We start from the raw sequence: 26,316 nt of genomic DNA, 5'->3' as shown, positions 1-26,316 counted from the left end.
GGTTCCGTTTCGTCACCGCTGCACGACGGGGCCGGGTGGCTGGGCCTGGTCCGGTTCGTTGTCGGCTGCGCGGAGGAGCGAAGCGGAGCTGGGTGGCGTCGCAGGCTCAGTCGAAGAGGTCGTGCAGGAAACTGCGACGGCGGTAGTGGCCGTGGTGGCCGTAGCCGCGCCGGTAGTGGCCATGGTGGCCGTAAGCCGGGACGGGCGGCGGGTAGGCGTGCGGCTGCGGAGCCCCATACGGCGGCGGGGGCGGTGGGGGCGCGTAGCCGGGCTGGTGCATCGGTGGGGCCGGGGGAGCATGGGGGGCGGGCGGCGGCGGGGGAACCTGGCCACCGGACGGGGCGCGGTTGTAGCTGGCCTCGGCAGCAAACAGCTTCTCCAGCTCACCACGGTCAAGGAAGATGCCGCGGCACTCGCTGCACTGGTCGATCGTGACGCCGCTGCGCTCGTAGACCCGCATCTCGCCGTGGCACTTGGGACACGTCATATGCATTTCAATGACGGTACAAGGCCGTGTCATGCCGTGGGGCCGAAGAACCTGTGTCCTTGCTGAGTGCCGGGGCGAAAAGCAGCAGAGCGGCGGGGTAGAGCAGGTAACCGAAACGTGTCGTCGGCATCAGCAGGATCGCGGTGAGGAGCCCGTAACCGCAGAAGAGGGCGGCGGCGCGGGCCGTTCGTGGCGGGCGGCGCAGCAGCAGGATGCCGATCACGGCGGCGGCGAGGACCAGCAGGCCGGCGGCGATGTAGCGGCCTCCGGGGAGCGACTGGGAGATCAGGTATCCGGGGAACGGGGACTGGGCGGGGCTGGTGACCAGGCCGTGTCCCATCGGGAAGCGGAGGACGTTCTCGATCAGGGCGTCCGCGTCCACCAGCAGCGGCGGCAGCAGGGCGAGCAGTGGCAGGCCCAGGGCGCCGGGGAGCAGGCGACGCCACGATCCGGTGACGACCGCGTGCACGATCAGGACGGCGACCACGGGCAGGGCGAAGAGCTTGCAGGCGGCGGCGGCGCCCACGGCCACGCCGGACCAGCCGGGACGGCCGGTCGCGGCCAGAGCCAGGGCCAGCAGGCACAGGGCCAGGACGGGGATGTCGTCGCCGCCGGTGGCGAGGGTCAGCGCGGTCACCGGCAGGACGGTGGCGGCCTGGATGGCCCGCACCAGCGCGGGCGACACGGGCACGCCCGAATCGGGGCGAGGGGCGGCGGGGGCCTCGGCCTGGGATACGGGGGCGGTCGTGCGGGCCGGCTGGAAAAGGGGGCGCGTGGACCGTACCGCTGAAGGGGTTGGCAGAGACCGGACGAGGGTGACGGCCGCGGCAAGGGTGACCACCGCGGTGATCGCGAACCAGACGCGGGCGTCGGTGAACCAGTGGTCGCCCGTCAGGGCGCGCGGGACGCCGAAGAGCGACATTCCGGGCTGATAGGGGCGATAGCCCAGCAGGCGCTCGTCGAGCGGGATCGCAGCGATCTCGGTACGGCTGAGGTAGGGCGTGCCACTGTGCAGCAGCGATTCGCCCATCTGCTCGACGACCAGCACCTCCTCCTGGGCCCGGTCGGTACGCCCAGCGGCCCGCTGCACCGACTGGATCACCAGCGGCAGCAGGGCCACCGCACCCCAGGCCGCCCAGGCCAGCAGGTCGCGACGCCGCACCAGATAGACCAGCAGAGCCGCCGCCAGATAACCCCACGCCGCCACCGCACCCCACGCGCGATGCGGCAGCAGTGTCGAGGTCAGTGCGGTGACCAGCGCGAAGACCGCAGAGAGGGCGTAGAGGGCCAGGTCCAGCTTCTTGGTCACGCGGGCAAGTTTGGCAGACGGCGCGCCGACAGGCGGACCACCGAACCCTCGTCGTGCAGAGCCGCCGCGAGCATGCCGGGCCGGCCGCCGGAGCCGCGTTGCAGCATGCCGGCGAAGCGTGCCGCGGAATAGGGCCGGGCGAACAGGTGACCCTGGCCGGCGATGCAGCCGAGGGCCCAGAGCGCGCGGCGCTGCGGCTCGCTCTCCACACCCTCGGCGACGACCGTCAGATGCAGGTTGCGGGCCAGGTCAACGGTGGTCCGGACGACCGCGGCGGCCTCGGCGGACGTCTCCACCGCGGCCACGAACTCGCGGTCGATCTTGAGTTGGTGCACTGGGATGCGCGACAGCACCGAGAGCGACGAGACGCCGGTGCCGAAGTCGTCGATGGCCAGCCGCACGCCGGCGTTGCGCAGCTCGGCGAGGGTGCGCTCGACCACGTCGAGCTGACTGACGGTGAGGGTCTCGGTGAGCTCCAGGACCAGCCGGTCGGCGGGCGTGTCGTGGCGGGCGAGCCGGGCCAGCACCGCGCCGGGGAAGGTCGGGTCCAGCAGGCTGCGCGGCGACACGTTCACCGCGATCGGCAGGTCGAACCCGGCGTCGCGCCAGGTCTGCCGGGCGATCAGCGACTGCTCGAGGACCGCGTCGGCGAACGCCGGCAGCTGACCCGACCGCTCGACCGTTTCCAGGAACCGGACCGGGCTGAGACTGCCCTGGTCGGGGTGGTGCCAGCGGGCCAGCGCCTCGGCCGCCAGGACCTCGCCGGTGCCGAGATCGACGATCGGCTGGAAGTCGACGGTGAACTCGTGCTCGGCGACCGCCCGGCGCAGCTCACCGGTGAGCATCAGCCGTTCCAGATCGGCGGTGTCCCGGGCGTGCGCGTAGACGACGATCGGCTCGCCGGCACGTTTCGCCTGGTACATGGCGATGTCGGCGCGGCGCATCAGCTCCTCGACACTGCCGGTGCCGGCCGCCAGCGCGATGCCGCCGGCCGCCTCGACGGTCAGTCGCATGCCTTCGACCTCGATGGTCGCGTCGAGGGTGGCGAGCATCCCGGTCGCGCGGTGCCCGGCCAGCGCGGGTGTGGGCAGGCCGGTCAGCAGCACCGCGAACTCGTCACCGCCGAGCCGCGCCACCAGGTCGCCGGGATCGGCCGAATCCCGCAAGCGGGCCGCCACCTCGCGCAGCACCTGGTCGCCGGCGGCGTGGCCGAGCGTGTCGTTGACCTCCTTGAAGTGGTTCAAGTCGATCAGCAGCAGGGCGAACAGCCCCTGGCCGGTGGAGCGGAACACCTGCTCGGCCTGCTCGTACAGCCGGCGGCGGTTGGCCAGGCCGGTCAGCGGGTCGTGGGTGGCGGCGTGCGCGTTCTCGGCGGCGATGCGAGCGAGTTCGGCGTACGCCTGCGCGTTCCGGATGGCGGTGCACACCGCCGACGCGAACGTCCGCAGCTTGTACTGCTCGACCTCGGTGAGCCGGACCGTGCCACCGAACCGCAGGCGCAGCACCCCGACCCGGACGCTGCCGTCATGCGCGACCAGGTCGACCGACGTCTCGTCGGGCGGGGTGACTCCGCCGGGCGGGCGCGGGCCGTCGGCGAGGACCTGGGACGCGGTCGCGCGAACCGTCCGCCCGGCCAGGTCGATCGCGGACTCGGCGGCCGAGAAGATCTGCGCTGCCCGGGTGGTCGCCGAGTGCAGGACCTGGGTGAGGTCGACAGCGTTCAGCTCATCGGTCGCCTTGGCGAGGCGCTGCCAGGACTCCCGTTCCTCCCGGGTGCGGACACTGCGGGACTGCCACAGGTGCATGCAGAGCACAACGAGCGGGACGACCAGCAGAATCCAGGCGCTCGCCCCGGTGGCGAGGACGCCGACGACGAGCAGAGCGGCGGCGAGCTCACCGAGATAGCAGATGACCTTGCTGGTCCAGTGGTGGAAGGCGACCTTCCACACGCTGGTGCCGGTCGCCAGCGACAGCACCGGGGCGAAGATGACGTGGTCGACGACGACGAAGGTGACCAGCGCCAGAACGATCGGCAGGGCCGGAAGATCGGGGCGGGTCAGGTCAGGCTGCACCCCGCAGGCGAGGAAGACAGCGGCCGCCGAGCCCGAGGTGAGCGCTTCCTTGGCCACCGCGAAGGTCGATTTCTGCAGGCCACGCCAGTCGAGGATGCGGATCAGGGCCATCGCGGCGACGGCGCAGAGGATGACCCAGGGCGCGGGGAAGAGCACCAGGCCGATCAGGACCGGGATCTCGCCCCAGGTGGTGCTGTCGCCGCTGGACAGGACCCGGACGTAGACGCGGACCCGATTGGCGACCACCAGCGAGCCGCAGAGAACGGCCAGGGCCAGGGGATGCGGCGGAGGGCCGGGCAGGAGCGCGGCGTAGACGGCGAAGCCGGCGGTGGTGCAGAGCCCGGAAACGACGACGAGACCGACGAGTGGCCGGAGCCACTGATCGGTCACGTTGTCGTCGCTTCGGTCGCGAGTCATGGGGTCCTTGTCGTAGCCGAGCGCGATGGTCTCGTCGCTCAAGGCACAACGTAATTCATATCCGTCTGTCCGCGCATCTGTCGGTTTCAGAGCCACTCTTGGTTGTTGGCCATGGCCATTTCCTCCGTTTTTGTCCGTGCCGTCCTGACACGACAGAAGTTAGGCTTAGACCGTGCCGGTTTCCAGTGGATCGTGTCGCTATGCGCAGAATGCGACAATAGCGTGACGATTCGTTACGGACAGTTTCTGAATGGGGACTCAATGCGATGGGAATCGCTGCGGCCGGGCATCCAGAATTCCATTTTCCATAGCCGCCGCAGCATCGCTGAGCAGTGTGGACGGCGTGTGAAGCGAATGCGGCAGCGTTGCGAACTAAGCTCCCGGTATGCCCCAGGAAAGCCAGCTCACTCATGTCGATGAGACGGGCGCCGCGCGGATGGTGGACGTGTCCGCCAAAGCGGTGAGCGACCGCCGCGCCGTCGCCGCGGGCCGGGTCCGCACCACCACCGACGTCGTCGATCTGCTGCGCCGCGACGGCCTGCCCAAGGGGGACGCGCTCGCGGTCGCCCGGCTCGCCGGGATCATGGGTGCGAAACGGACACCGGATCTCATTCCGCTCTGTCACCCGATCGGTCTCCACGGCGTGAAGGTGGAACTGGAGGTCACCACCGACACCGTGGAGATCACCGCCATCACCAAGACCGCCGACCGGACCGGCGTCGAGATGGAGGCCCTCACCGCGGTCGCGACGGCCGGCCTGGCGATGATCGACATGATCAAGGCGGTCGACCCCGCGGCCAGCCTGGAAGCCGTCCGGGTGCTGCGCAAGGAGGGCGGCAAGACCGGAGACTGGGTACGCCCGGAGGACCGCCCGTGACCATCAGGGCCAGAGTCGTCGTCGCCTCGAACCGGGCGGCCGCCGGGGTCTACGCCGACACCAGCGGCCCCCGCCTCGTCGCCGGGCTCCGCGAGCTGGGCTGTGATGTCGACGACACACCGGTGGTCGTACCCGATGGGGAGCCCGTCGCCGAAGCCCTCCGTGCCGCGGTCGCCGACGGTGTCGACGTCGTCCTGACCAGCGGCGGAACCGGCGTCACCCCGACCGACCGCACCCCCGAGGCGACCCGTGGCCTGCTCGACTTCGAGATCCCCGGCATCGCCGAGGCGATCCGTGCCCACAGCCGTGACCGGGTGCCGGCCGCCGCGCTGTCCCGTGGGCTCGCCGGCGTCGCCGGGCGCACCCTGATCGTCAACCTGCCCGGCTCGACCGGCGGCGCCAAGGATGGCCTGGCCGTGCTCGGCCCGCTGCTCGCTCACACGGTGGACCAGATCCGTGGTGGCGACCACTGAGCGTTAGGCTTTCCCGGTGACCGAGTCGACCCCTGTGGACTGGGAGCTGGCGCGCACACTCGCCTATCGGGCGGGCCGTGACGCGGCCGGTGGCGCGGAGGAGATTCCGCTGGCCACGGCCGACGGCCGGACCCTTGCCGAGCCGCTGCGTGCCCTCACCGACCTGCCCGCCTTCCCGACGTCGAGCATCGACGGATGGGCGGTGCGCGGGGCCGGGCCGTGGCGGCCGGTCGGCCGGGTGCTCGCCGGCGGGACCCCGCCACCGCTCACCGCGGACGGCGAGTGCGTCGAGATCGCCACCGGCGCGATGGTGCCGGACAACGCGACCGCTCTGATCCGGATCGAGGATTCGGTCACCGCCGCTGACGGGCGCGTCTCCGGCGAGCCGCGCGCCATCCCCGACTGGCGGCTGCCCGGCGAGGAGGCACACCGCGGCGAGGAGCTCTTCCCGGCCGGCGCCGCGGTGGATCCGGCAGTCATCGGCGTCGCGGCCACCTGCGGTTACGAGACCCTTGCGGTACGGTCGGCGCCCCGAGCGGCCCTGCTCGTCTTCGGTGACGAGCTGCTCACCAGCGGACCACCCGGCGCGGGCCGGGTCCGCGACTCCCTGGGGCCACAGGTGCCCGGCTGGCTGCGGCGATACGGCGCGACAGTGGAGTCGGTGCACGGCCCGGTCAAGGACACCCTGACCGCTCATCTCGACGCCATCCGTGCCGCTCTGGACACCGCCGACCTGGTCTGCACCACCGGCGGCACCATGCACGGGCCGGTCGACCACCTGCATCCGGCGCTGACCGAGCTCGGCGCGGAGTACATCGTCAACACCGTCGCGGTGCGACCCGGCTTCCCGATGCTCCTGGCGCGCGTGCCCGGGCCGGACGGGCGGCCCCGTTTCCTCGCCGGTCTGCCGGGCAACCCGCAGTCCGCGGTGATCGCCCTGGTCACGCTGGTCGCGCCGCTGCTCGCCGGGCTCCAGGGCCGGGAGTTGCCCGCGCTGCCGTCGGTCACCGCCGGCGCCGAGGTGGCCGGCCGTGGCGGGTTCACCCACCTGGCCCTGGCCGCTCTCGACGCCTCCGGGCGGACCGCCACTCCGGCCGGTCATGTCGGGTCGGCAATGCTCCGAGGGCTCGCCAACTCGCACGGTTTCGTCGTGGTCCGGCCCGGCACCCAGGCCGCCGCCGGAGACACGGTTCCCTTCCTGCCTCTTCCTCTGATGCCCGGGGAGCGCCCGTGACCACTCCTGCAGATGTTTCCGTCCCCGGTCTGGTGGCATTGACCGCGGTCGTGGACGAGCCACTCGACCTGGCCGCGCACGAGGCGGCCGTCGCCGACCCGCGGGCCGGTGCGGTCGTCTCCTTCCAGGGCGTGGTCCGCGATCACGACCACGGCCGGGGTGTCACCCTCCTCGAGTACGAGGGGCACCCGACCGCCGCCGCGATCCTGCGCGAGGTGGCCGAAGAGATCGCCGCCGACCCGGCCGTCTACGCGGTCGCCGTGTCGCACCGGATCGGCACGCTGCAGATCGGTGACGTGGCCCTGGTCGCCTCGGTCAGCACGGCCCACCGGGCGGCGGCGTTCGCCGCGTGCGGCCGGCTCGTCGACGAGGCCAAGGCGCGACTGCCGATCTGGAAGCGTCAGGTCTTCCGCGACGGCACCGAGGAGTGGGTCAACTGCCCCTGACCAGGGTCAGCCGCCTGGGGTGGTGGGATGGTCGGCCGCTTCGGGGCTGGGAGAGGCCGCCGGTCAGCCGCCTGGGGTGGTGGGATGGTCGGCCGCTTCGGGGCTGGGAGAGGCCGCCGGTCAGCGGCCTCCGGGTGATGGGACGGTTGCCCGGTCGGTCGCTTCGAGGCCGGGAATCGCTGCCGGTCAGCTGACTCAGGAGGGGATGCCGCGCCGGTCGGTCGCCTCGGGGCCGGGGGAACGCTGCCGGTGAGCTGACTCGGCAGGGGATGCCGCCGGTCAGCCGCCTCGGGGTAGGGGGATCGCGGCGCGGCGGTGTGGTGCGGAGCGGCCCGCCGGCAGGGCGGCGGGTGCTCCCTGGCGCCACGGCAAGGCGTTGACCAGCAGGATCAGGGCAAGGGCCGGCACGTTCCAGCGCAGCGCCCAGCCCGGCGCCGTGACCAGGAGCAGGTAGCCGACGGCGGCCGCGGCCAGATGCCCGGTTCCGGTGCGGCGGATCCAGCGTGACGGACGGGCCGGGCGCAGACTCAGCCGCCGGCGCAGACCGGTGTCGGCGAGGATCAGGACGGCGGGGAGCAGCCACAGGCTCTCGGCGGGGGTGGTCACCGGGCCGGCGACGGCAGCGGTCAGGCCGATCAGGGTGAAGGCCGCGACCTCGTCCCCGTCTTTGTGGGCGGAGCGGGCGCGGATCAGGCCGACGGCCACGATTAGGATGCCGAAGGCGAACCACACCAGGACCGGTGGGGCGGGGAAGCCGTACAGCCGGGCCATCATCCCGGCCAGGGACTGGTTGTCGACGTCGCTGACGGGGGCGGGGCGGGCCAGCTCCCACATCGTCGTGCCGTACCAGGTGAGGGTCTCGGTGGGCGCCACGGCCAGCATGCCGACGATGACCAGCGCGGCGGTGGCCAGGGCGGTGAGGGCGGCCCGTCGCTGACGTGTGACCAGCAGATATCCGACGAAGAGCAGGGCTGTCGCGCTGAACGTGACGGCCAGGCCGGTGCCGACGCCGGCCCACGATCCGCTCGCCGCGAGCCGTTTCCACCAGTTTCCGGACGGTTCGATCTCGCGGCGGGAGCGCTTCGACGATTCGCCATGACGGGCGTCGCTGGAGACGTGACGAGCGTCGCTGGAGACGTGTCGAGCGTCGCTGGAGACGTGGAGGGCGTCACCGGGGACGTGGAGGGCGTCACCGGGGACGTGGAGGGCGTCACCGGAGGCGCGAGGGGCGTCACTGGACAAGTGCCGAGCATCACCGGAGAAGTGCTGGGCGTCGCTGGAGAGGTGACGGCCCGCGTTGGAGGCCTGATGGGCGGCGCTGGAGGCGTGATGGGTGATGCCGGAGAACAGCGCGGCGCGGAAGGCGTGGACGATCCGGGCGCGACGGGGGCGCTCGCCGCCGCGGGAACGCGACGATCGGCCCCGCGGGGAGCGGCGGGATCGCAGCAGGGCGGCCAGTGAGCGGTCGCGGACGCGGGCCGCCCGGCGCAGGCCGACCAGATCGGCGGCGAGCAGGGCGAGGATGACCAGCTCCGGGCGGCCGAGCCCGATGGCGGCGCGGACCGGTTCGGCGAGGAGCGCGAGACCGGCCGCGGCCAGCACGAACAGGCCGCGCCGGCGACCGTGCCGGCGAGCCACCGGACCGGCGATGATCATGGTGCTGAGCAGCAGGGCGGCCAGCCCGGCGAGGGCCAGCAGACCGCCCGCGGCGGGCAGCGGCAGCAGGGTCAGGGGCGCGACGATCAGCGCGAGTGCGGGGGGCAGGGCGGCGCCCGATTCGTTTTTCGGGGAGCGGTACGCGTAGAGCCCGTCCCCCGCCAGCCAGCCTCTGATCGCCTCATGTTCGACAGCGAGGGTGCTCAGGCCGTACCGCCGCAGGTAAAGGGTGATGATCGCGGCCGTGACCAGCACGCTCACGGCGACCAGCCCGAACCGCGTGCGCGCAGCGCTGAGCCTGATGTTCCTGATTGCCGGCATGGCGCGACCCCCGTCTCGTCCCCGGGCACGGCACGTCCTGCCGGTCGGCCCGGCCGCTCGCGCCTGGAGCGCAGCGGTCGGAGACGGCGGCAGGGCGTTGCCGAGCGGAAGCGAGCTTAGAAGGCGCTGACCGACCGCGCGGCCCCTCGTCCGCTTTAACGCAAAGGCCGCAAGAAGGTTGTTATCCGGGCAATCTGCGCGCGGCCACGGCCGAGGCAGCAGCGATCTTGGCTTCCCGACGGGCGGTACGGACAGCGCGCCGCACCGAGCGCTGGCTCCGATCGACAGCATGCGACGTCCGATAACGAATACCCGGACGGCCCTCCGTGTCGACCGCCGCGAGCAGCAGCCCGCCGAGCAGCCCGAGGTTGCGCAGCAGGGGCTCGCGGCCGCCCTTCTCGGTCAGCGTGTGCGGCACGAGCCCGGCCGCCAGCACCGCTGCGGCCGGCCTGGTGAACCGCCCGGTGGCGAGGGCGAGCCCGGCCACCACGTCGGCGGCCGCCTTGACCCGGACCAGTGTGAGCGGGTCGGTCGGCAGGCGTGGATCCGTCCGCTCGAGCAGCGGGGTCACCCGGTCGGTGAGCGGGCGGACCGCATCGGCGCGGGACTCCGGCCGGGTCAGGGTGCGGATGCCCTCGACGATGAAGATCGATGCGAGCATCGCGCGGGCTGCGGTGCGTACGGGCCTCATCACCCGGTTATACCCGCAACCGCGCCCTCATACCGGTTGCGTGCGGAGGTAGCGGCCGAAGTGCGGGACGGTGAACGCGACGGTGCCGCGCTCGCCCGAGTAGATGAGTCCCTTTTTGATCAGCGCGTCGCGTGCCGGCGACAGGCTCGCCGGCTTACGGCCCAGCGAGATCGCGATCTCCGAGGTCGGCACCGCGGCGTCCATGTCGTTGCCCGGATCGTCGGAGAGCGCCGCCATGGCCCGCATGTACTCCCGTTCGGCCGGGGTGGCCCGCTCGAACCGCGAGCCGAAGAATCCGACCGCCAGCTCACCCTCCGCCTCCGGCGCGGCCACCCGCACGTCGTCGGCGGTGATCGGCGTCTGCGGCGCGTGGTCCCAGGTCGCCTTCCCATAGGCCTGGACGAAGTACGGGTACCCGCCCGACTTCTCGTAGAGCAGGTCGAGCGCCTCCTGGTCGTACTCCACGCCCTCCCGCTCGGCGGGCACACCGAGCGCCAGATCGGCCGCGTCCCGGTCGAGCCGGTCGATCCGGGCGTAACGGAAGAGCCGTTCCGAGTACGACTTGGCCGCCGACAGCACGGCCGGCAGGTGCGGCAGCCCCGCCCCGACCACGATCAACGGCGCGCCAAGCTGGGACAGCTCGTGACAGGCCGCGCAGAGCGCCGACACGTCGGTGGCGCTCAGGTCCTGCATCTCGTCGATGAACAGGGCGATCCCGGTGCCCACGTCGGTGGCCAGCGACGCCGCGTCGGTGAAGAGCTCGACCAGGTCGATCTCGATGTCGCCCGAGTCAGCACGCCCGCGCGCCGGCGGCACGTCGATGCCGGGCGCCCACCGGTCGCGCAGCTTGGCGTTGCCGTCGTTGGCCCGCAGCGCGAAGGCCTTGAGCACCCCCAGCACCTCGTCGACCCGGTCCGGGTCACGGTGGTGGGGCGCCAGCTCGCGGATCGCCATGTGCAGTGCGCCCGAGACCGGACGGCGCAGCGACTGGTCCGGCCGGGCCTCGATCTTGCCGGTGCCCCACAGCCGGCCGATCGCCGCCGAGCGCAGAGTGTTGAGCAGCACCGTCTTGCCGACGCCGCGCAGACCGGTCAGGACGAGGCTGCGCTCGGGGCGACCGCGGGCCACCCGCTCCAGGACGACGTCGAAGACATCCAGCTCACGGCCGCGCCCGGCCAGCTCGGGTGGGCGCTGACCGGCGCCGGGAGCGTACGGGTTCCGCACCGGATCCATGACGTAGCACCGTATCGGGCTGTCTAGCGTCAGCGCTAGAGTCCGCTCGATATCACCCTCTAAGAGGGTCTAGCGTCACGGCTAGAAACCGCTAGACGGGTTCATACTCGCGCAGGCACAGGACGAAGTCGACATCGTCGTACTCGGTGTCGTAGTAGTACCACTTCGTGTACTTAGGGACGGTTTCGCACTTACGGACGGCATCCTTCTCGCCGGTGGTGCGACCGTCGATGCGCTTCAAGATCTCGTAGGTGTTCGCCGTGCACACCACGATCCGCAGCTTCGGCTCGGTGTTCGAGCCCTCGTTGCGGACACACTGGCCCTTCGCCGCGAACCGCGCGTCAGCGCTCGGCTGCGGCCGGACCCCCGGCGGGGCCGGCGCCGTGGCCGCGGGGCCGGCGGCCGACGGCTCCTTCTTGCCGCCCAGCGTGAACCACGCCGCGGTGGCCACACCCCCGCCGATCAGCACGCTCAGCGCGGCGACGGTGGCGCCCATCGCGAACCCGCGCCGGGCCGGCGGCTTCTTCCACTCCGGTTTCTGCCACTCCGGCGGCGGCGCGAACGCCTGCTGGGGAATGTCCTGCGCCTGACCGACCCACGGATCCGAGGGCTCCGAATATGGCTGATCAGGACCACCGCTCGGCCATGACTGACCGGGGTAAGGCCCGTTCTGCGACATCGGGGGTCCTTCCAGAAGCGGTCTACGCCGCCTGACACCGTAGCGTGCGGCGGACGATCGGATACCTTTCACCTTCGTGTCGTCACAACTAGTGATCTTGTCGATGCTCTTCGGTGCCGCGGCCGGCGCGTTCCTGCCCCGGATCGCACACCGGCTGACCGTCCCCTTCGGATCACCGGCCCGCTCCGCGTGTGGCCGGTGCGGGCGGGCGTACCCATCCGGAGCAGCGGGCTGGATCCACGCCGGACCGGCCTGCGGTGCCGGCGGACACTGGCCGCCGGTGACGTTCGCCCTGATCGCCGGAGTACTGGCGGCCGCTCTCGGTCCCACGCCGCAACTGCCGATCCACCTGCTCGCGGTGATTCCCGGGCTGCTGCTCGCGATGATCGACCTCGGCTGCCTGCGCCTGCCCGACCGGCTGGTCGGCACGATCGCCCTGGGCGTGGGCGCCCCGCTCGCCCTGCTCGCGCCGGACCGGATCGTCCCGGCGCTGGCCGCGGGCCTGCTGGTCGGCGCCGCCTATCTGGCGATCGCCCTGCTACCCGGGCACGGACTCGGCCTCGGCGACGTGAAACTGGGCGCGGCACTGGCGTTCCTGCTCGGGTTCGCGGGCTGGCCGGCGGTGGCCGTCTGCCTCGGCACCGCTCACCTGCTCAACGGTGTGGTCGCCACCTGGTTGCTGGTGATTCGGAAGGGACGGCCTCTCCCGTTCGGGCCGGCCCTCCTCGTGGGCTTCCTCCTGGCGACCGTCACCCCAGCCCTCACCGGAGCTCTCACAGCAGCCTGAGCTGGCGATCCTTCGGGCGGGCGGGGGCGGCCTCGCCCAGTTTCTCGAACAGTCCGGAATCGATCACGTCGAGGAACGGGGTGGGTGACTGCTCCCGCTCGCTGCCGTGCCGGAACCGCTTCGCCGAGCTGCTGACGTACAGCCGATCCTGGGCCCTGGTCAGGCCGACGAAGAACAGCCGCCGCTCCTCGGCGACCTCCTCCTCCGACGGCGTCGAACCGGGCCAGCGCAGCGGCAGCAGCCCGTCCTCGCACCCGACCAGGAACACCACCGGGAACTCCAGGCCCTTGGCAGCGTGCAGGGTGAGCAGGTTGACCGCCTCGGCCCGCGGGTCCAGGGCGTCCACCTCGGCGCCGGTCGCCAGCTGCTGGAGGAAGAGCGGCAGATCGTCGCCGGTCCGGTCGGCCAGCGGCAGCAGCAGCTCGGCGGCGAGCCGGACATCCTCGGGGGCCGGCTGATCCCCGTCCAGGGTCGGCGCCGCATAACGCTGGGCCAGCGCCTGACCGGCCGCCTTCACCCGGACCCGCAACGGTCCGCTCGCGCCACCGGCATGCCGCAGCTCCCGGGCGATCTCGGCGACACCGCGACGGTCCCGCAGCCGGTTGTGCGAGCGCTTCTGCACCGGGATGCCGGCGCGGGACAGCGCGTCGACGATCGGGCCGGATTGCGCGTCGGTGCGGTAGAGCACCGCGATGTCCGAGAACGACAGGTTGCCGACGGCCGCGGCACGGGAGTCGACCCGGCCCGAGTCGAGCGACCGGTGGGACAGGCCGCCGACCAGCTCGTCGATCGTGCGGACCACGAAGTCGGCCTCGTCGGCGACGCTGCGGGCCGCATATCGCCCGACCAGCGAGGCCTCCGGATCCAGCCGGGCCGGGTCCAGGCGGCGGCCGCTGACCAGGGTGGTCGGCGCGATCGCCTGCACCGCGGCGGCCAGGATCGGCGCCGACGACCGGTAGTTACGGGTCAGCCGGACCAGCCGGGCGTCCACGAAGTCGGTGTTGAACCGGAGGAAGTACTGCACGTCGGCGCCACGGAACGAGTAGATCGCCTGGTCCGGGTCACCGATCGCGCAGAGGTTGCCGTCCGGCGGGCTGAGCAGGCGCAGCAGCTGATACTGCAGCTCGTCGACGTCCTGATACTCGTCCACGAAGATCCACTGCCAGCGCCTGCGGTACTTCTCGACGAGCGCCGGATCCTCGCTCAGCAACGACACCGGCACGCTGATCAGATCGTCCAGATCCACCAGGTCCTGCTGGCGCAGCAGCTTCCGGTACGCCGCGTCGTCGTCCCCGGCCTGCTCCCGGGCCTGCGTCTGCTCGTGCTCGTCGGCGATACGCCAGCCCGAACCCAGCCCGGCGGCCTTCGCGTTCTCCTTCAGCACGGTCAGGCCCAGCGAGTGGAACGTACCGACGGTGATGTCCTCGGCCACGTCCCCGAGCAGCGCTTCCAGACGCTCCTTCAGCTCGGCGGCGGCCCGCCGGGTGAACGTGATCGCCAGACAGCGCTCCGGGAAGACACCCAGCTCGGCACAGAGGTACGCCATACGGTGCGTCAAAGTCCGCGTCTTGCCGGTGCCCGGCCCCGCCACGATCAGCAGCGGCCCGCCCGGCGCCGACGCGGCCACCCGCTGCATCGCGTCGAGGCGGTCCAGCAGGCCGGTGCCGACCTCCTCCATCCCGGCGAGCATCGGCTCGAACGGCTCGTGCGGGCTCGGCGGCGGAGCCAGCGGCGGCGGGGCCGGCTTCTCCTTCACCGGTCTCGCCTTGGCCTTCTCCTTCACCGGCTCCGCCCTGGGCTTCGGCGCCGCCGCGAGAGCGTCTGCCGCGGGGAAGTCGAAGAGCGTCTCCATCTGCGGCGCGCTGTTGCGGTTGCGCAGCTCACCCGGGTCGAAGAGGGTGATCACGCCATACTCGCCGTCGTAACCCGGCACCCGCCGCACGTCGCCGCGCCGCAGCCGGGTGATCGCCTCCCGCAGTTCGTCGCCGCCGGCCTTGCCGATCTCCTCGACCGGCACCTTCCGCAGGATGTCCAGCTCCGCGCCGAGCGTCGCCACCAGATGGTTCATCTGCGACTCGACCGTCTTCGACTTCGGGCCGACACCGTGGATCTCGCCGAGGATCTCGTGCAGCTGGATCAGGTGCTCGACGTGGTCGTCCCGGTGGAAGCCGACCGGCCGGTCGGCGAGGTCCTCGACCCGGCTCAGCACACCGACCGTCAACGGGCGGCCGCACTCCGGGCAACGGCCGTTGGCCGCGCGGGTCTTCGCCGGCTCCCAGTTCACCCCGCAGGCCCGGTGGCCGTCGGCGTGATACTTGCCCTCCTCCGGGAAGAACTCCAGCGTCCCGGCCAGGCCGAGGCCGTCGCGCACCGCGAAGTAGTCCGGGGTGCCGGTGAACAGGGTGGCCTCGCGGGCCAGAGCGGCCGGGGAGTGCGCGTCCGAGTTCGAGACCAGGCGATACCGGTCCAGGCTGGAGACGCGCCAGTTCATCTCCGGGTCCGACGAGAGGCCGGTCTCCACCGCGGTGATGTGGTCGGCCAGGTCGGCGTAGCAGTCGGCGATCGCGTCGAACCCGGACTTCGAGCCGAGGGCGGAGAACCACGGCGTCCAGATGTGCGCCGGGACCAGATAGCCGCCCGCCTCCAGAGTGATCTCCAGGAGGTTGCGCGAGTCGAGCCCCAGGATCGGCCGGCCGTCCGCGGTCAGGTTCCCGATCCGGGACAGCGCGGTGTTGATCTTCTCCACCGACGCGAAGTCGGGAGCGTAGAGCAGGTGGTGCACCTTACGGGTCTTGTCGTCGCGCTTGTAGATCGTCGAGATCTCCACGCTCAACATGAACCGGGCCGGCAGGGTGCCACGCAGCGAACCGGGAAGACGCTTGGTGACCGGCTTCTCGTCGGCGAGCCGGAACAGGCCCGGCTCGGCCGGCTCCAAGCTCTCCCGGAGATGCTCGAACCACGCCGGATGGGTGAAGTCGCCGGTGCCCAGCAGGGCGATGCCCTTACGACGCGCCCACCACGCCAGGTTGGGCAGCGTCAGATCACGACTGCAGGCCCGTGAGTAGCGCGAATGAATGTGCAGGTCCGCGACATATGTATCCGTGCTGACCTCCACACCCCGCATCCTGTCACGGCCGTCGGTCTCGCCATGCTTCGCCACGCTCAAACACACTTACCGATCTTGATGGGTTATGCCACACGCAATTCGATGACCGTGACCTGCGGGGGTGCGCCCACGCGCACCGGTGGCCCCCAGAAACCCGCGCCGTTGGTCACGTAGACCGGCACGCCGTCGACCTCCCCGAAGCCGGAGACTACCGGCTGCTGGAGTTTGACGAGCAGGTTGAACGGGGCCATCTGACCACCGTGCGTGTGACCCGAGACCTGCAGATCCACCCCGTAGGGAGCGGCCTCGACGACGGCCACCGGCTGGTGGGCCATCAACACGACGGGACGGGCGGTGTCCCGGTCGCCCAGCGCGCGGGCGAAATCGGGGGCGTCGCCGTGGTCCTCGCCGCTCAGATCGTTCACACCGGCGAGGTCCAGCCCGTTGATCGCCACCCGCTCGTTGCGCAGCGGCCGGATACCCAGCCGGGCCACCTCGTCGACCCACTCCTCGGCGCCCGAGTAGTACTCGTGGTTGCCGGTCACGAAGAACGCCCCGTGCCGCGACTCGATGCCGGCCAGCGGCGCGGCGAACCGGCCCAGCTCGGCCACACTGCCGTCGACCAGGTCACCGACGACGCAGACCAGGTCCGCGTTCACCGAGTTGATCACCTGGACGATGCGCTGCGCGTGGTTGACCCCGGTCAGCGGGCCGATGTGGATGTCCGACACCACCGCGAGCCGGGTGCCGTCCATCGCCCGGGGAAGCTTGGCCATCGGAAGCTGAACCCGATCGATCTGCGGCGCGCCGGTCGCCGTCTTCACCCCGTAGCCGGTGATGCCCGCGGCCGTCAGCCCCGCGAAGATCGCGGTGCCACGCGCCAGGAGCAGCCGTCGCTCGATCCCGCGCCGCTCCTCCGCGGCGTCGTCCGTCGTGCCCGCCGCCGTCTGCGCCCCGGCCGCCGTCCCCGTCGGCACCGTCCCGGCGCCTGCCGCCTGCCCGGCGCCGTCCGCGCTCAGGCTCACCACGCCGACCGGCTGCGGCTCACTCGTGCCGGGCCGCGTCTCATCAGCGATGCGGACCGGTGCGGGCACGTCGCCGGTCGCGGTCGGTGACTTCACGGTGGTACGCCGGGAGCCCGCCCACAGACGCATCAGCAGCAGTCGCGGGATCTCCAGCACCGCCAGCACCACGAGCAGGTAGAACATCACGGCGATCCACAGATAGCCGGGCCACGAGAGCCAGGTGAAGTAGCCCGCGCGCACCCCGATCATCGTCAGCGGAGCGAGGACGCAGAGCAGCACGGCCACCACCGTCCCGGCGCGCCGTCCCCACCCCGGCCGCAGTGGATCCCGAACCAGCCGTTTCCACAGGTAGTAGTGGATCAAACCGATCCCCACCAGAACGACTGCGAAGAACACCAACAACCCAGACCCTCCCCCGCCGCCCACTCCCGTGGCCGAGCCCTCGACTTGCCCGACCAAGTGTCCCCGACCGCCGAGCCCTCCCGACAACGGCAGCGGACCCCGCCCTCAGCGGTGTCTCAGCATCGATGTGCCTCCGCGGCAGCGGTCACCCGTCCGGTGGCGCGTTGGGCTCGATCCCGCCGCACCGGGCTCCGCGACACGGAGGCGGCCGATCTGAGAGCCTGGCGGCATGGAACGGTTTCTGAGCCGCACCGAAGCCTCCGCGGCCGTCGGCGACCAGGGCTGGCGTTTCGTGCTGGGCACCCTGCGAACGTCGGTGCAGGTCGACTCGCTGGCCGAGGCCGCCGCGGTGGCCGCCGGCGCTGTCGGGGCCTGCGGTGTCGGCGCGGACGAACACCTTCGCCTGGATCTCCGGCCGACCCACGTCATTCTGACGCTCCGCCCGCGCGCCTTCGGCGGAGTGACCGCCCGCGACACCGAACTGGCACACCTGATCACCGCAGCCGTCCGGACGCTCGGCCGGAGAACGACCCCCGGCCGGCTCTCCGCCTCGTCGCCGTCGGGCGCGGCGCCGCAACCCGAAGCCGACCCCTCGGACCCGCTGGATCTCCGCGGTCCGCCGACGACCCGGTCCGCCGCGGACACGGCGGGGGCAGGCGGGAACCGCTCGGTGCAGGAGTGGGAGGTCGCCATCGACGCGCTCGACATCCCGTCGGTGCGGCCGTTCTGGAAGGCGGTCCTCGGATACACCGACGAGCCAGGAAAGCACGGCCCCGAGGACCGGCTCGTCGACCCGCTGCGCCAAGGGCCGACTGTCTGGTTCCAGCGAATGACCGAGCCGCGCCCACAGCGCAACCGCATCCACTTCGACATCAGCGTCCCCCACGATGAGGCAGCGGGCCGCATGGCCGCCGCTCTCGCGGCCGGTGGCCACCTGGTCTCCGACGAGTGGGCCCCGTCCTTCTGGGTCCTGGCAGACCGCGAGGGCAACGAGGTCTGCGTGACCACATGGCAGGGCCGTGACCCCTGAGCCACGCCCCAGTCCGGGATCCGGGCCTGCTCGGCGCTCAGGACGGTGCCTCGGCCGGCCACCGGTCGGCGAGATGACGGGCCAGCAGCGCGGCGTGCGAGAGCGGGCTCGAAGTGTCCGAAGGGTCGCCGTTGGTGGTGTAGTCAAGGAGCACCACGCCGTCACCGGCCAGCCCACGAAGCCGGTCGACCAGGTCGGACAGCCTGTGCTCCAGCACCCATCGGTAGGCCGGCAGGTAGATCTGCCGCCGAGCGGCCGGATAGTCGAGCAGTGTTTCGCCGTGCAGCCCAGCGCGATGCCCACGGACCGGCCCGTATCGCCGGACCGTGCGCTTCAACCCGGTCATCGAGGTCACCGACAGCTTGCCCGGGTCGACATCAGCCTGATCGAAGACCTTGAGCGCCTGCCAGATGCCCTCCACCGAAGCGGCGACGACCCCGGGAGTGAGCGGCACCGGAATGTCGCCGTGCGGGTAGAACGGGCTGAACCGCACCCATGGCTCCGGCCCCCGCGAGGTCACGTCGATGACGGTGGCGCCCGGGAACGCCGCCCGCACCGACTCAGGCTTACGCCGACGACTCGCGACATGAACCAACATCGCCAACCTCCCTCAGGCCTCGCCGAATATGCTGCCCGAGGGGTACGACAAAACCGTCTGACCTGGCGTGAGCGAACCCGCGTGCTGCGGCCTCAGCCGCCGAGGCCGTCTACTCAGCCACCAGCAAAGGGCGGCAGCACATCGACAGTGGCCTCAGCCGGCAGAGCAGCCCTCCGGTCATGGCAGTTGAGGCCGTCGACGAGAAAGCTCGCAGCCTTCATCACCAACGCCAGCCGCTCCCCGTGTCGTCCACTCAACACCTGAGTCAGCTCATCCAGGTTCGCGGCCTCGACCACCTCAGTGGAGATGCCACCGGCAGCCGCACGGGCCCCAGCGAAATATCGGACCGTAAGCATCGTGCTCAGCCTCCGATCGCGGACATGGGACGAGCGGGCTGAAGGAACGTCGGGTCATCGATGCCGTGCCCCGCTCGCTTCCCCCACATGGCGGCACGCCAGGCCTCGCTGATCGCCGAGTCCGAGGCCCCGTCACGAAGCAGTTTTCGCAGGTCGCTCTCCTCGGTGGCGAAGAGGCAGTTGCGGACCTGACCGTCGGCGGTCAGCCGGGTCCGGTCGCAGTCGCCGCAGAACGGCCGGGTCACGCTGGCGATGACCCCGACCCGGGCCGGCTCGCCGGCAGCGTCGACATACCCCGGCACCAGCCACGTCTCGGCCGGCGCTGTTCCACGTGAAACATCGTCGGGCTGCAGCCCGAACGGCTCGAGCGCGGCCAGGATCTCCTCAGCGGTGACCATCTCGTGCCGGTCCCACTGATGCTGGGCGTCGAGCGGCATCTGCTCGATGAACCTGAGCTGATAGCCGTGATCGAGCGCGAACTGCAGCAGCTGCGGCGCCTCGTCGTCGTTGACCCCGCGCATCAGCACCGTATTGATCTTCACGGGGGTGAGGCCGGCGGCCGCCGCGGCGCGCAGACCGGCCAGCACGTCGGAGTGCCTGTCACGCAGGGTGAGCTTGTGGAACCGGGCCGGGTCGAGCGTGTCGAGCGAGACGTTGACCCGGTGCAGGCCGGCCTCGCGCAGGGATACGGCGATCCGGTCCAGCCCGATCCCGTTCGTCGTGACCGACAGCTTGGGCCGTGGATCGAGCCGTGCCGCGTCGGCCACGATGTCCACCAGGCCGCGCCGGATCAGCGGCTCGCCGCCGGTGAACCGGACCTCGGTGACGCCCAGCTGCTCGACCGCGATCCGGACGAGCCGTTTCACCTCGTCATCGGTGAGCTGCTGGGGCTGCGGCATCCAGGCCAGGCCCTCGGCGGGCATGCAGTAGGTGCAGCGCAGATTGCACCGATCCGTGAGTGAGACACGAAGATCGGTGGCGATGCGACCGAATCGGTCGGCGAGCACGGTCACGCGTGCCGCCACTGCGGCTCTGCTGATCTCCGGGAGATGCGCACCAATCGAATCTAGCCGCTCGTCATCCGTACTGCCTCTAGGCATATCGTCCTGTGGACAACGTGGCGACCGCGGCCCGTACTCCGGATCGATATGCGCTGCCGAAGGCGGCGGTGTGGACGAGCCACAGATGCAGCTGATGCAACGGGATCCGCTCCCGCCAGCCGTCGGCCAAGGGCCATTCCTCCTGGTAGGCGGCGAGGATCGTGTCCAGGTGCGGGGCGCCGCCGAAGAGCGCGAGCGTCGCCAGGTCGGTCTCGCGGTGGCCGCCGTGCGCGGCCGGGTCGACGAGCCACCCACGCCCGTCGGCCGCCCACAGCACATTTCCCGGCCACAGGTCTCCGTGAATGCGTGCGGGCGGTTCATCTCCACCGTACAAATGCATGGTTTTTATGACCTTCTCGACCGACGCCGAGTCGGACTTTTCCAGCGCTCCCCGATCAACAGACGTTTTGAGGTACGGAATCAGGCGCCGTTCCGCAAACCACGACGCCCAGGACTCCCCGGGCGTGTTGTCCAGTGGCAGCGGCCCGATGTATCCGGGCAGCTCAGCGCCGAACGCATCGGCTCCGGACCGATGCAGCCGGGCCAGCTCGTGCCCGAATCGCGCAGCAGCTTCGAGGGTCGCTTCGCCCGGTTCGACCCATTCCATCGCGAGGATCCCGGGCAGCGCGACCAGCACCTCCGGCACGGCAACGGCGCCCACTTCGCGCAGCCATCGGAGCCCGGCTGCCTCGGCCGCGAACATGCCGGTCGGAGCTGGTCCGGACGGCCACGTCTTGGCGAAGATCGACACGCCGTCGTCGAGGGTCAGTCGGCTCGCGGCGCAGACCCCCGAGTGCACGGGAGTCTCACGAATGCGTTGATGTGTCAGAAATGTCGGGAGATGCTCGGGATGAGCGCGCAGGTACTCCATGTCCACCCGGTTATCTTGCGCTTCCCGTGACGTACGTCTCCATTTCGAGGCAAGATGGCGACATGACCCCTGTCGTAGTGCGCTCGTACCGGCCGAGTGATCACTCCGCGTGCCGGCGTCTGTGGGCCGAGCTGTCCCGTCAGCACAACGAGATGTACGGCGAGCACAGGGATGACGGCGGTGCCGGGTTCGAGGAGTACCTCACCCGGCTGGACCTCTCCGGGCTGTGGGTCGCCGATCACGCCGACGACGCGGTGATCGGGATGGTCGGGCTGATCATGCGCGGCCGGGCCGGCCAGGTGGACCCGGTAGTGGTGACCATCACACATCGGCACAAGGGCGTCGGCCGCAAGCTGCTGCAACACGTCGCGGCCGAGGCGAAACGCCGCAACATGACCGCGCTGACCATCTCGCCCGAGTCCCGCAACATCGACGCGATCCGCAGCCTGCACGCGGCCGGATACGACGTCGTCTCGTCGATCGAGCTGACGATGGATCTCGAACGGCACACGCACCCCTGGCATCACGGCCTGGAGCTGCACGAGTTGCCCTTCCGGTCGTGAAACGCCGCTAGCTGCGCGTTCCCGATCGGCCGCTGTGGACAGACCGGCGTGTCGTCCACAGGAAGCGCGGGAGGCACGCGGCGGAGGCCGCCGGACGGCCACGCTGGCCGGCATGAGAGCCGACACCACCCTCGTCGTCAACAACTCCGCCGAGCTCGTCGCGGTCCTGCCGTTCCTGATGGGTTACCACCCGCACGAGACCGTCGCGCTGGTCGGCATGCGCGACGGCCGGATCGATTTCGGCGCCTGCTTCAACCTGCCGCCGCCCGACATCGCCGAGCCCGACCTGCGGAGCCGGACCCGCGAGGTGGTCGCCGGCATCCTGCGGCAGGAGCCGGACCTGCTCGTCATCGTCGGCTACGGCCCGCCGGCGCGGATCACCCCGGTGGTGCTGCGGATCGCCGAGGTGCTCCAGACGGTCGGTGTCCGGATCGACGACGTGCTCCGGGTCCACGAGGGCCGCTGGTGGTCGTATGCCTGCGAGGATCGCGAGTGCTGTCCGGCCGAGGGCACGCCCTGCCTGCCGCCGGACAGTGTGATCGCGGCCGAGGCCACCTATCGCGGCCAGGTCGCCCTGCCCAGCCGCCGTGACCTGGTCGCTCAGGTGGCGTCGCTGGACGGCCCGGTCCGGGTCGCGATGACGGCCGCGACCGAGCGGGCCCGCAAGCGCTTCCATGGCCTGCTGGAGGGCGACGGGGCCACCAAGAGGATCCGGCAGGCCGGCCGTCTCGCCGTCCGCGAGGCCGAGAAGCGCTACCGCTCCGGAGGGGTCCTCACCGACGCCGAGACGGCCTGGCTCGGGGTGCTGCTCACCGACCTCGCGGTGGAGGACTACGCCGTCGACCGGACCGGCGAGCACGAGTGGCGGGCCAGCCTCTGGACCGACGTGCTGCGCCGGGTCGAGCCGGTCTACGTGCCGGCGCCCGCCTGCCTGCTCGGCTTCACCGCCTGGCAGCTGGGGCGAGGGGCCCTGGCGCGGGTCGCCGTGGACCGGGCCCTGGACGTGGAGCCCGGCCACGAGCTCGCCGGCATGCTGCACCAACTGCTCGGGTTCGCCATCTCCCCGGCCGTGGTCCGGCGATGGCGCCGATGAGCGGCCGGTCAGGGGCGCTCGGTCTCCTGCCGGACGGTGTCCTCGGCGGGGGCCGCGGAGCGCTGAGCGACACCCGGCGTCGGGTTGTCCGCGATCTTGTGCAGGCCCGGGACCCGGTCCTCGATCACGAAGGTGGCCCGGGTGTGTGCCGCGGCGCCCGGCCTGGTGACGTAGGGCAGCACCACGAAGTCGGCGGTCATCGACTCGGCGGTGATCCGCGTCCGGACGTAACCGCGCTGGTTGTTGTAGAACCGCAGGTGCGGGTTCCAGGCCGCCCAGCTGTGGTTGCCGCTCGCCACGTCGGCCCCGTCACCGCCGGAGGTGATCGACGAGCAGACCAGCTCGGTGCCGACGGTCCGCGAGGTCGGGTCGTTCCAGTCCAGCTTGAGATCGTCGGCCCAGTGCGCGTGCACGTCGCCGGTGAGCACCACCGGGTTGCGGACACCGGCATCCACCCAGCCACGGGTGATCCGGTCCCGCGAACCCTGGTATCCGTCCCACGAGTCCATGCTCAGCACCTTCTGCGGGCCCGAGTTGTTGTCCCGCTGCCCGAAGAAGACCTGCTGACCGAGGATGTCCCAGCGCGCGGTCGAGCGGCGGAATCCGTCGAGCAGCCACGCCTCCTGCTCGGCGCCGGTGATCGTACGGGCCGGGTCGGACGCGGCCGGGCAGTCCTTGTAGCCGTCGTCGCAGCCCTGGTCGTCCCGGTACTGCCGGGTGTCGAGCATGTGGAAGGTGGCCAGCCGGCCCCAGTGCAGCCGCCGGTACAACTGCATGTCGATGCCCTTCGGGACCGAGGCGCGGCGCAGCGGCATGTTCTCGTAGTACGCCTGGAACGCGGCGACGCGGCGGGCCAGGAAGTTCGGGTCGGGCTGCTCGGGCACCTCGTCGGCCCAGTTGTTCTCGGTCTCGTGGTCGTCCCACACCACCGCCCACGGCGCGACGGCGTGTGCCGCCTGCAGGTCGGGGTCGGTCTTGTACTGGGCGTGCCGCTGCCGGTAGTTCGCGAGCGTGACGGTCTCCGGGCCCTCGTGGTCGCGCGGGTTGCCGCCGGGGATGTTGTAGGTGTCCGGGGCGTACTCGTACTGGTAGTCGCCCAGGTGCAGGATCAGGTCCGGCGCGTCCTCGGCCAGCCGCCGGTAGGCCGTGAAGTAGCCGTGCTCGAACTGGGAGCACGAGACGAACGCCATCGCCAGCTCCGGCTCACGGGCCCAGCGCGCCGGTGCGGTACGGGTCCGGCCCACCGGCGAGATCCAGCGCTCGGCCCGGAAGCGGTAGAAGAACTCCCGGCCCGCCGCCAGCCCGTCCAGCTCGACATGCACGCTGTGCGCGCGATCCGGGCGGGCCGGGGCGACACCCCGGCGGACGACCTTGCGGAACCGTTCGTCGGCGGCGAGTTCCCACACCACCGGCACGGTGCGGTACGGCATGCCGCCCAGACCGTCCTCGGCCAGCGGCGACGGGGCGAGACGGGTCCACAGCACGAAACCGTCCGGCGACGGGTCACCGGAGGCGACGCCGAGGGTGAACGGGTCGGTCCGCAGCGGACCCCGGTACGGCGTGGCGGCTCCGGCCAGCGGGATGACGGTGGCGGCGCCGGCGGCCGAGGTCAGCAGGGCACGGCGAGAAATCGGCATACGTCGAAGCGTTGGCGATCCGGGTTAACGACAACTGATCAGACGGTGACGCGATGAGCCCCGGCGTAGATGTTCATCTTCGGTTCGCGAAGGAATCCGACAAGTGTCATGCCGGATTCCTCGGCCAGCTCGACCGCCAGCGTGCTGGGCGCGGAGACGGCCGCCAGCAGGGGCAGCCCGGCCATCCACGCCTTCTGCGTCAGCTCGAAACTGGCCCGCCCGGACACCAGCAGCACGTGACCGGTCAGCGGCAGGCGACCCTCGCGCAGCGCCCAGCCGAGCACCTTGTCGACCGCGTTGTGCCGGCCCACGTCCTCCCGCAGCACCAGCAGCTCGCCGGCAGCGGTGAAGAGGCCGGCGGCATGCAGGCCGCCGGTGCGGTCGAAGGTGCGCTGAGCCGCCCGGAGCTTGGCCGGCAGCGCGGCCAGCGTCGTCGCCGGGATCGCCAGCGGATCCGCGGCGACATCGAAACGCGACTTCGTCCGCACCGCGTCGATGCTGGCCTTGCCGCACACCCCGCACGAGCTGGTGGTGTAGAAGTTGCGGCTCGGATCGGTCACCGGCGGCGGCACGCTCGGATCGAGGACCACGTCCACCACGTTGTATGTGTTGGGGGTGTCCGTGCCGGCGCAGAGCTGTGCCGTCGTCACATCCGAGGCCTCGCCGATGACACCCTCGCTGAGCAGGAACCCCATCGCCAGATCGATGTCGTGCCCCGGTGTGCGCATGGTCACTGCGAGCGGCCGCTTCCGCACCCGGATCTCCAACGGCTCCTCGGCGGCGAGATGGTCCTGGCGGCTCCTGCTGCTGCCCGACGGCGCGGTGACATCGACGGTCACCACCGAGCGACGGCTCGCGGTCCTGCTCATAGCGGGAGCTTACGGGGTCCCCTGAAGGCGTCGAACCGAGCGCGTGGTCACACCCGCCACCCGCTCGGGATACGGTACTCGGGTGGGGGGATTCGCGGCGGTGGTCTTGGCCGGTGGTGCGGCACGGCGGATGGGCGGTGCCGACAAGCCGACCCTGACGGTGGCCGGCCAGTCGATGCTCACCCGGGTGCTGGCGGCGGTGCACGACGCCGACCCCCGTGTCGTGGTCGGGCGAATACCCACCGACTTCCCCGTCCCGGTGCACGTCACCCGGGAGGACCCCGCTGGTGGCGGGCCGGTTGCGGCCGCTTCGGCGGGCCTGGCCCTGGTGCCGGCGCACGTGACCTACACGGCGCTGCTCGCCGCCGATCTGCCGCTGCTGACCGGCGAGGCGGTCGATGTGTTGCGCCTCACGCTGGAGTCGGCGCCGATGGAGGGCGCCGTCTATCGGGACACCGACGGGCACCTGCAGACCCTCTGCGGCGTGTGGCGGACGGCCGGGCTGCGGGCCGCGCTCACGCGGGTCGCCGAGTCCCGGGGCGGTCTGCACGGCGCGCCGGTGCGGGCGCTGCTGGAGCATGCCCGGGTGGCCGAGGTCTCCTGGCGCCGGCCGGGGCCGCCACCCTGGTTCGACTGCGACACCGACGACGACCTGCGGACGGCTGAGGAGTGGGCTCGATGAGCGAGATGGACGACTGGGTCGCCGAGGTCAGCGCCGAGCTCGGGCTGGACGGGTCGGTGGTGCCGGTGAAGGAGGTTCTCGACGTGGCGCGGGATGTGGCACACAACGTGCTGCGGCCGGGAGCGCCGGTTTCGGCCTACCTTCTGGGCCTCGCCGTCGGAGCGGGCGCCGATCCCGCCGAAGCCGCTGCCAAGATCAGCGCGCTGGCTCTGCGCCGTGCCACGCCCGCCGGCTGAAGCGCTTCCACCCTGGACATTCCGGATAGGGATGGGACGGGCGTCCACGGCCCGCCGTCGCTCGAT

The 26,316-nt window shown here is 71.4% G+C and carries 25 protein-coding genes; 10 read left to right on the top strand and 15 right to left on the bottom strand.

From position 1 onward, the window contains the following. Positions 1–106: 106 nt before the first annotated feature. Genes BM290_RS41395 through BM290_RS41385 form a run of 3 tightly spaced genes read right to left on the bottom strand, consistent with a single transcriptional unit; the run spans position 107 to position 4,285 of the window. The gene (locus BM290_RS41395) at positions 107–493 is read right to left on the bottom strand and encodes a TFIIB-type zinc ribbon-containing protein (protein ID WP_093621451.1); all 387 of its coding nucleotides are present in this window, start codon (positions 491–493) and stop codon (positions 107–109) included. A gap of 1 nt (position 494) precedes the next feature. Next, positions 495–1,796, bottom strand: a complete 1,302-nt coding sequence (locus BM290_RS41390) for a glycosyltransferase 87 family protein (RefSeq protein WP_093621450.1) — start codon at positions 1,794–1,796, stop codon at positions 495–497. Then, on the bottom strand, positions 1,793–4,285 hold the full coding sequence (locus BM290_RS41385) for a putative bifunctional diguanylate cyclase/phosphodiesterase (RefSeq protein ID WP_093621493.1): 2,493 nt from the start codon (positions 4,283–4,285) through the stop codon (positions 1,793–1,795). The genes BM290_RS41390 and BM290_RS41385 overlap by 4 nt, the downstream gene beginning before the upstream one ends. Before the next feature lie 385 nt (positions 4,286–4,670). On the opposite strand from BM290_RS41385, the gene moaC reads away from it, so the two are divergent. The 4 genes from moaC to BM290_RS41365 are packed head-to-tail and all read left to right on the top strand — an operon-like array spanning position 4,671 to position 7,315. Next, positions 4,671–5,162 carry a cyclic pyranopterin monophosphate synthase MoaC gene (gene moaC, locus BM290_RS41380; RefSeq protein ID WP_093621449.1) on the top strand — a complete coding sequence of 164 codons (492 nt, stop codon included), beginning with the start codon at positions 4,671–4,673 and terminating at the stop codon, positions 5,160–5,162. Continuing rightward, positions 5,135–5,635 (top strand): MogA/MoaB family molybdenum cofactor biosynthesis protein, encoded by a 501-nt coding sequence (locus tag BM290_RS41375; protein ID WP_093621448.1) that lies wholly within the window; start codon positions 5,135–5,137, stop codon positions 5,633–5,635. The genes moaC and BM290_RS41375 overlap by 28 nt, the downstream gene beginning before the upstream one ends. A 16-nt stretch (positions 5,636–5,651) precedes the next feature. Continuing rightward, entirely contained in the window at positions 5,652–6,869 is a 1,218-nt protein-coding gene (locus BM290_RS41370) for a molybdopterin molybdotransferase MoeA (protein WP_093621447.1), read from the top strand. A 29-nt stretch (positions 6,870–6,898) separates the two neighbouring features. Next, positions 6,899–7,315 (top strand): molybdenum cofactor biosynthesis protein MoaE, encoded by a 417-nt coding sequence (locus BM290_RS41365; RefSeq protein ID WP_093621492.1) that lies wholly within the window; start codon positions 6,899–6,901, stop codon positions 7,313–7,315. A 279-nt stretch (positions 7,316–7,594) separates the two neighbouring features. Here BM290_RS41365 and BM290_RS49330 read toward each other — a convergent pair whose 3' ends face one another. From BM290_RS49330 to BM290_RS41340, 4 genes are all read right to left on the bottom strand, one after another. Continuing rightward, the gene (locus BM290_RS49330; protein ID WP_239143882.1) at positions 7,595–9,292 is read right to left on the bottom strand and encodes a glycosyltransferase family 87 protein; all 1,698 of its coding nucleotides are present in this window, start codon (positions 9,290–9,292) and stop codon (positions 7,595–7,597) included. 181 nt (positions 9,293–9,473) lie between these two features. Then, positions 9,474–9,983 (bottom strand): DoxX family membrane protein, encoded by a 510-nt coding sequence (locus BM290_RS41350; protein WP_093621446.1) that lies wholly within the window; start codon positions 9,981–9,983, stop codon positions 9,474–9,476. A gap of 27 nt (positions 9,984–10,010) precedes the next feature. Then, positions 10,011–11,216 carry an AAA family ATPase gene (locus BM290_RS41345; RefSeq protein WP_093621445.1) on the bottom strand — a complete coding sequence of 402 codons (1,206 nt, stop codon included), beginning with the start codon at positions 11,214–11,216 and terminating at the stop codon, positions 10,011–10,013. 91 nt (positions 11,217–11,307) lie between these two features. Then, positions 11,308–11,895: an LppU/SCO3897 family protein gene (locus tag BM290_RS41340; RefSeq protein ID WP_093621444.1), complete on the bottom strand. Its 588-nt coding sequence runs from the start codon at positions 11,893–11,895 to the stop codon at positions 11,308–11,310. A 280-nt stretch (positions 11,896–12,175) separates the two neighbouring features. On the opposite strand from BM290_RS41340, the gene BM290_RS41335 reads away from it, so the two are divergent. Continuing rightward, entirely contained in the window at positions 12,176–12,682 is a 507-nt protein-coding gene (locus tag BM290_RS41335; RefSeq protein ID WP_239143881.1) for an A24 family peptidase, read from the top strand. On the opposite strand, the gene BM290_RS41330 is transcribed toward BM290_RS41335, so the two are convergent. Both BM290_RS41330 and BM290_RS41325 read right to left on the bottom strand, forming a co-directional pair. Continuing rightward, positions 12,669–15,806: a UvrD-helicase domain-containing protein gene (locus BM290_RS41330; RefSeq protein WP_093621489.1), complete on the bottom strand. Its 3,138-nt coding sequence runs from the start codon at positions 15,804–15,806 to the stop codon at positions 12,669–12,671. The two genes, BM290_RS41335 and BM290_RS41330, sit on opposite strands and share 14 nt — an antisense overlap. Before the next feature lie 65 nt (positions 15,807–15,871). Then, positions 15,872–17,212 (bottom strand): metallophosphoesterase, encoded by a 1,341-nt coding sequence (locus BM290_RS41325; protein WP_177320113.1) that lies wholly within the window; start codon positions 17,210–17,212, stop codon positions 15,872–15,874. 232 nt (positions 17,213–17,444) lie between these two features. Between BM290_RS41325 and BM290_RS41320 the strand changes: the two genes are divergently transcribed. Beyond that, positions 17,445–18,245 carry a VOC family protein gene (locus BM290_RS41320; RefSeq protein WP_093621442.1) on the top strand — a complete coding sequence of 267 codons (801 nt, stop codon included), beginning with the start codon at positions 17,445–17,447 and terminating at the stop codon, positions 18,243–18,245. 37 nt (positions 18,246–18,282) lie between these two features. On the opposite strand, the gene BM290_RS41315 is transcribed toward BM290_RS41320, so the two are convergent. From BM290_RS41315 to BM290_RS41300, 4 genes are all read right to left on the bottom strand, one after another. Further along, on the bottom strand, positions 18,283–18,843 hold the full coding sequence (locus BM290_RS41315) for a DUF6939 family protein (protein WP_093621441.1): 561 nt from the start codon (positions 18,841–18,843) through the stop codon (positions 18,283–18,285). Positions 18,844–18,956: 113 nt separating this feature from the next. Next, positions 18,957–19,199 carry a MoaD/ThiS family protein gene (locus tag BM290_RS41310; RefSeq protein WP_093621440.1) on the bottom strand — a complete coding sequence of 81 codons (243 nt, stop codon included), beginning with the start codon at positions 19,197–19,199 and terminating at the stop codon, positions 18,957–18,959. Between the two features lie 5 nt (positions 19,200–19,204). Then, positions 19,205–20,224: a GTP 3',8-cyclase MoaA gene (moaA, locus tag BM290_RS41305; protein ID WP_239143880.1), complete on the bottom strand. Its 1,020-nt coding sequence runs from the start codon at positions 20,222–20,224 to the stop codon at positions 19,205–19,207. Positions 20,225–20,291: 67 nt separating this feature from the next. Next, positions 20,292–21,176: a fructosamine kinase family protein gene (locus tag BM290_RS41300; RefSeq protein WP_093621438.1), complete on the bottom strand. Its 885-nt coding sequence runs from the start codon at positions 21,174–21,176 to the stop codon at positions 20,292–20,294. A gap of 56 nt (positions 21,177–21,232) precedes the next feature. On the opposite strand from BM290_RS41300, the gene BM290_RS41295 reads away from it, so the two are divergent. Together BM290_RS41295 and BM290_RS41290 are read left to right on the top strand one after the other, a co-directional pair. Then, the gene (locus BM290_RS41295) at positions 21,233–21,733 is read left to right on the top strand and encodes a GNAT family N-acetyltransferase (protein ID WP_093621437.1); all 501 of its coding nucleotides are present in this window, start codon (positions 21,233–21,235) and stop codon (positions 21,731–21,733) included. A gap of 112 nt (positions 21,734–21,845) precedes the next feature. Then, positions 21,846–22,826, top strand: a complete 981-nt coding sequence (locus BM290_RS41290; RefSeq protein ID WP_093621436.1) for a DUF4192 domain-containing protein — start codon at positions 21,846–21,848, stop codon at positions 22,824–22,826. Between the two features lie 8 nt (positions 22,827–22,834). Here BM290_RS41290 and BM290_RS41285 read toward each other — a convergent pair whose 3' ends face one another. Together BM290_RS41285 and fdhD are read right to left on the bottom strand one after the other, a co-directional pair. Next, positions 22,835–24,463 (bottom strand): alkaline phosphatase D family protein, encoded by a 1,629-nt coding sequence (locus BM290_RS41285; protein WP_093621435.1) that lies wholly within the window; start codon positions 24,461–24,463, stop codon positions 22,835–22,837. A 38-nt stretch (positions 24,464–24,501) separates the two neighbouring features. Next, entirely contained in the window at positions 24,502–25,332 is an 831-nt protein-coding gene (gene fdhD / locus BM290_RS41280; RefSeq protein ID WP_093621434.1) for a formate dehydrogenase accessory sulfurtransferase FdhD, read from the bottom strand. Positions 25,333–25,414: 82 nt separating this feature from the next. On the opposite strand from fdhD, the gene mobA reads away from it, so the two are divergent. Both mobA and BM290_RS41270 read left to right on the top strand, forming a co-directional pair. Further along, positions 25,415–26,014, top strand: coding sequence for a molybdenum cofactor guanylyltransferase (gene mobA / locus BM290_RS41275; RefSeq protein ID WP_275413310.1), 600 nt, complete (start codon positions 25,415–25,417; stop codon positions 26,012–26,014). Then, positions 26,011–26,250: a DUF6457 domain-containing protein gene (locus tag BM290_RS41270; protein WP_093621488.1), complete on the top strand. Its 240-nt coding sequence runs from the start codon at positions 26,011–26,013 to the stop codon at positions 26,248–26,250. Before mobA ends, BM290_RS41270 begins: the two co-directional genes overlap by 4 nt. The last annotated feature ends 66 nt before the right edge of the window (positions 26,251–26,316 follow it).

This window comes from Actinoplanes philippinensis (assembly GCF_900113015.1).
Classification (GTDB): Bacteria; Actinomycetota; Actinomycetes; order Mycobacteriales; family Micromonosporaceae; genus Actinoplanes; species Actinoplanes philippinensis.
Note: the sequence above shows the minus strand (reverse complement) of the source record. Positions and strands in the feature narration are given on the sequence as shown.

What these genes read in the sequence shown, in the direction of transcription:
- BM290_RS41345 (WP_093621445.1), bottom strand. Translation starts at nt 11,216, where the DNA reads ATGGATCCGGTGCGGAACCCGTACGCTCCCGGCGCCGGTCAGCGCCCA.
- BM290_RS41290 (WP_093621436.1), top strand. Translation starts at nt 21,846, where the DNA reads ATGAGAGCCGACACCACCCTCGTCGTCAACAACTCCGCCGAGCTCGTC.
- BM290_RS41320 (WP_093621442.1), top strand. Translation starts at nt 17,445, where the DNA reads ATGGAACGGTTTCTGAGCCGCACCGAAGCCTCCGCGGCCGTCGGCGAC.
- BM290_RS41340 (WP_093621444.1), bottom strand. Translation starts at nt 11,895, where the DNA reads ATGTCGCAGAACGGGCCTTACCCCGGTCAGTCATGGCCGAGCGGTGGT.
- BM290_RS41385 (WP_093621493.1), bottom strand. Translation starts at nt 4,285, where the DNA reads ATGACTCGCGACCGAAGCGACGACAACGTGACCGATCAGTGGCTCCGG.
- BM290_RS41350 (WP_093621446.1), bottom strand. Translation starts at nt 9,983, where the DNA reads ATGAGGCCCGTACGCACCGCAGCCCGCGCGATGCTCGCATCGATCTTC.
- fdhD (WP_093621434.1), bottom strand. Translation starts at nt 25,332, where the DNA reads ATGAGCAGGACCGCGAGCCGTCGCTCGGTGGTGACCGTCGATGTCACC.
- BM290_RS41270 (WP_093621488.1), top strand. Translation starts at nt 26,011, where the DNA reads ATGAGCGAGATGGACGACTGGGTCGCCGAGGTCAGCGCCGAGCTCGGG.
- BM290_RS41310 (WP_093621440.1), bottom strand. Translation starts at nt 19,199, where the DNA reads ATGCTTACGGTCCGATATTTCGCTGGGGCCCGTGCGGCTGCCGGTGGC.
- BM290_RS41315 (WP_093621441.1), bottom strand. Translation starts at nt 18,843, where the DNA reads ATGTTGGTTCATGTCGCGAGTCGTCGGCGTAAGCCTGAGTCGGTGCGG.
- BM290_RS41395 (WP_093621451.1), bottom strand. Translation starts at nt 493, where the DNA reads ATGCATATGACGTGTCCCAAGTGCCACGGCGAGATGCGGGTCTACGAG.
- BM290_RS49330 (WP_239143882.1), bottom strand. Translation starts at nt 9,292, where the DNA reads ATGCCGGCAATCAGGAACATCAGGCTCAGCGCTGCGCGCACGCGGTTC.
- BM290_RS41330 (WP_093621489.1), bottom strand. Translation starts at nt 15,806, where the DNA reads ATGCGGGGTGTGGAGGTCAGCACGGATACATATGTCGCGGACCTGCAC.
- BM290_RS41285 (WP_093621435.1), bottom strand. Translation starts at nt 24,463, where the DNA reads ATGCCGATTTCTCGCCGTGCCCTGCTGACCTCGGCCGCCGGCGCCGCC.
- BM290_RS41295 (WP_093621437.1), top strand. Translation starts at nt 21,233, where the DNA reads ATGACCCCTGTCGTAGTGCGCTCGTACCGGCCGAGTGATCACTCCGCG.
- moaC (WP_093621449.1), top strand. Translation starts at nt 4,671, where the DNA reads ATGCCCCAGGAAAGCCAGCTCACTCATGTCGATGAGACGGGCGCCGCG.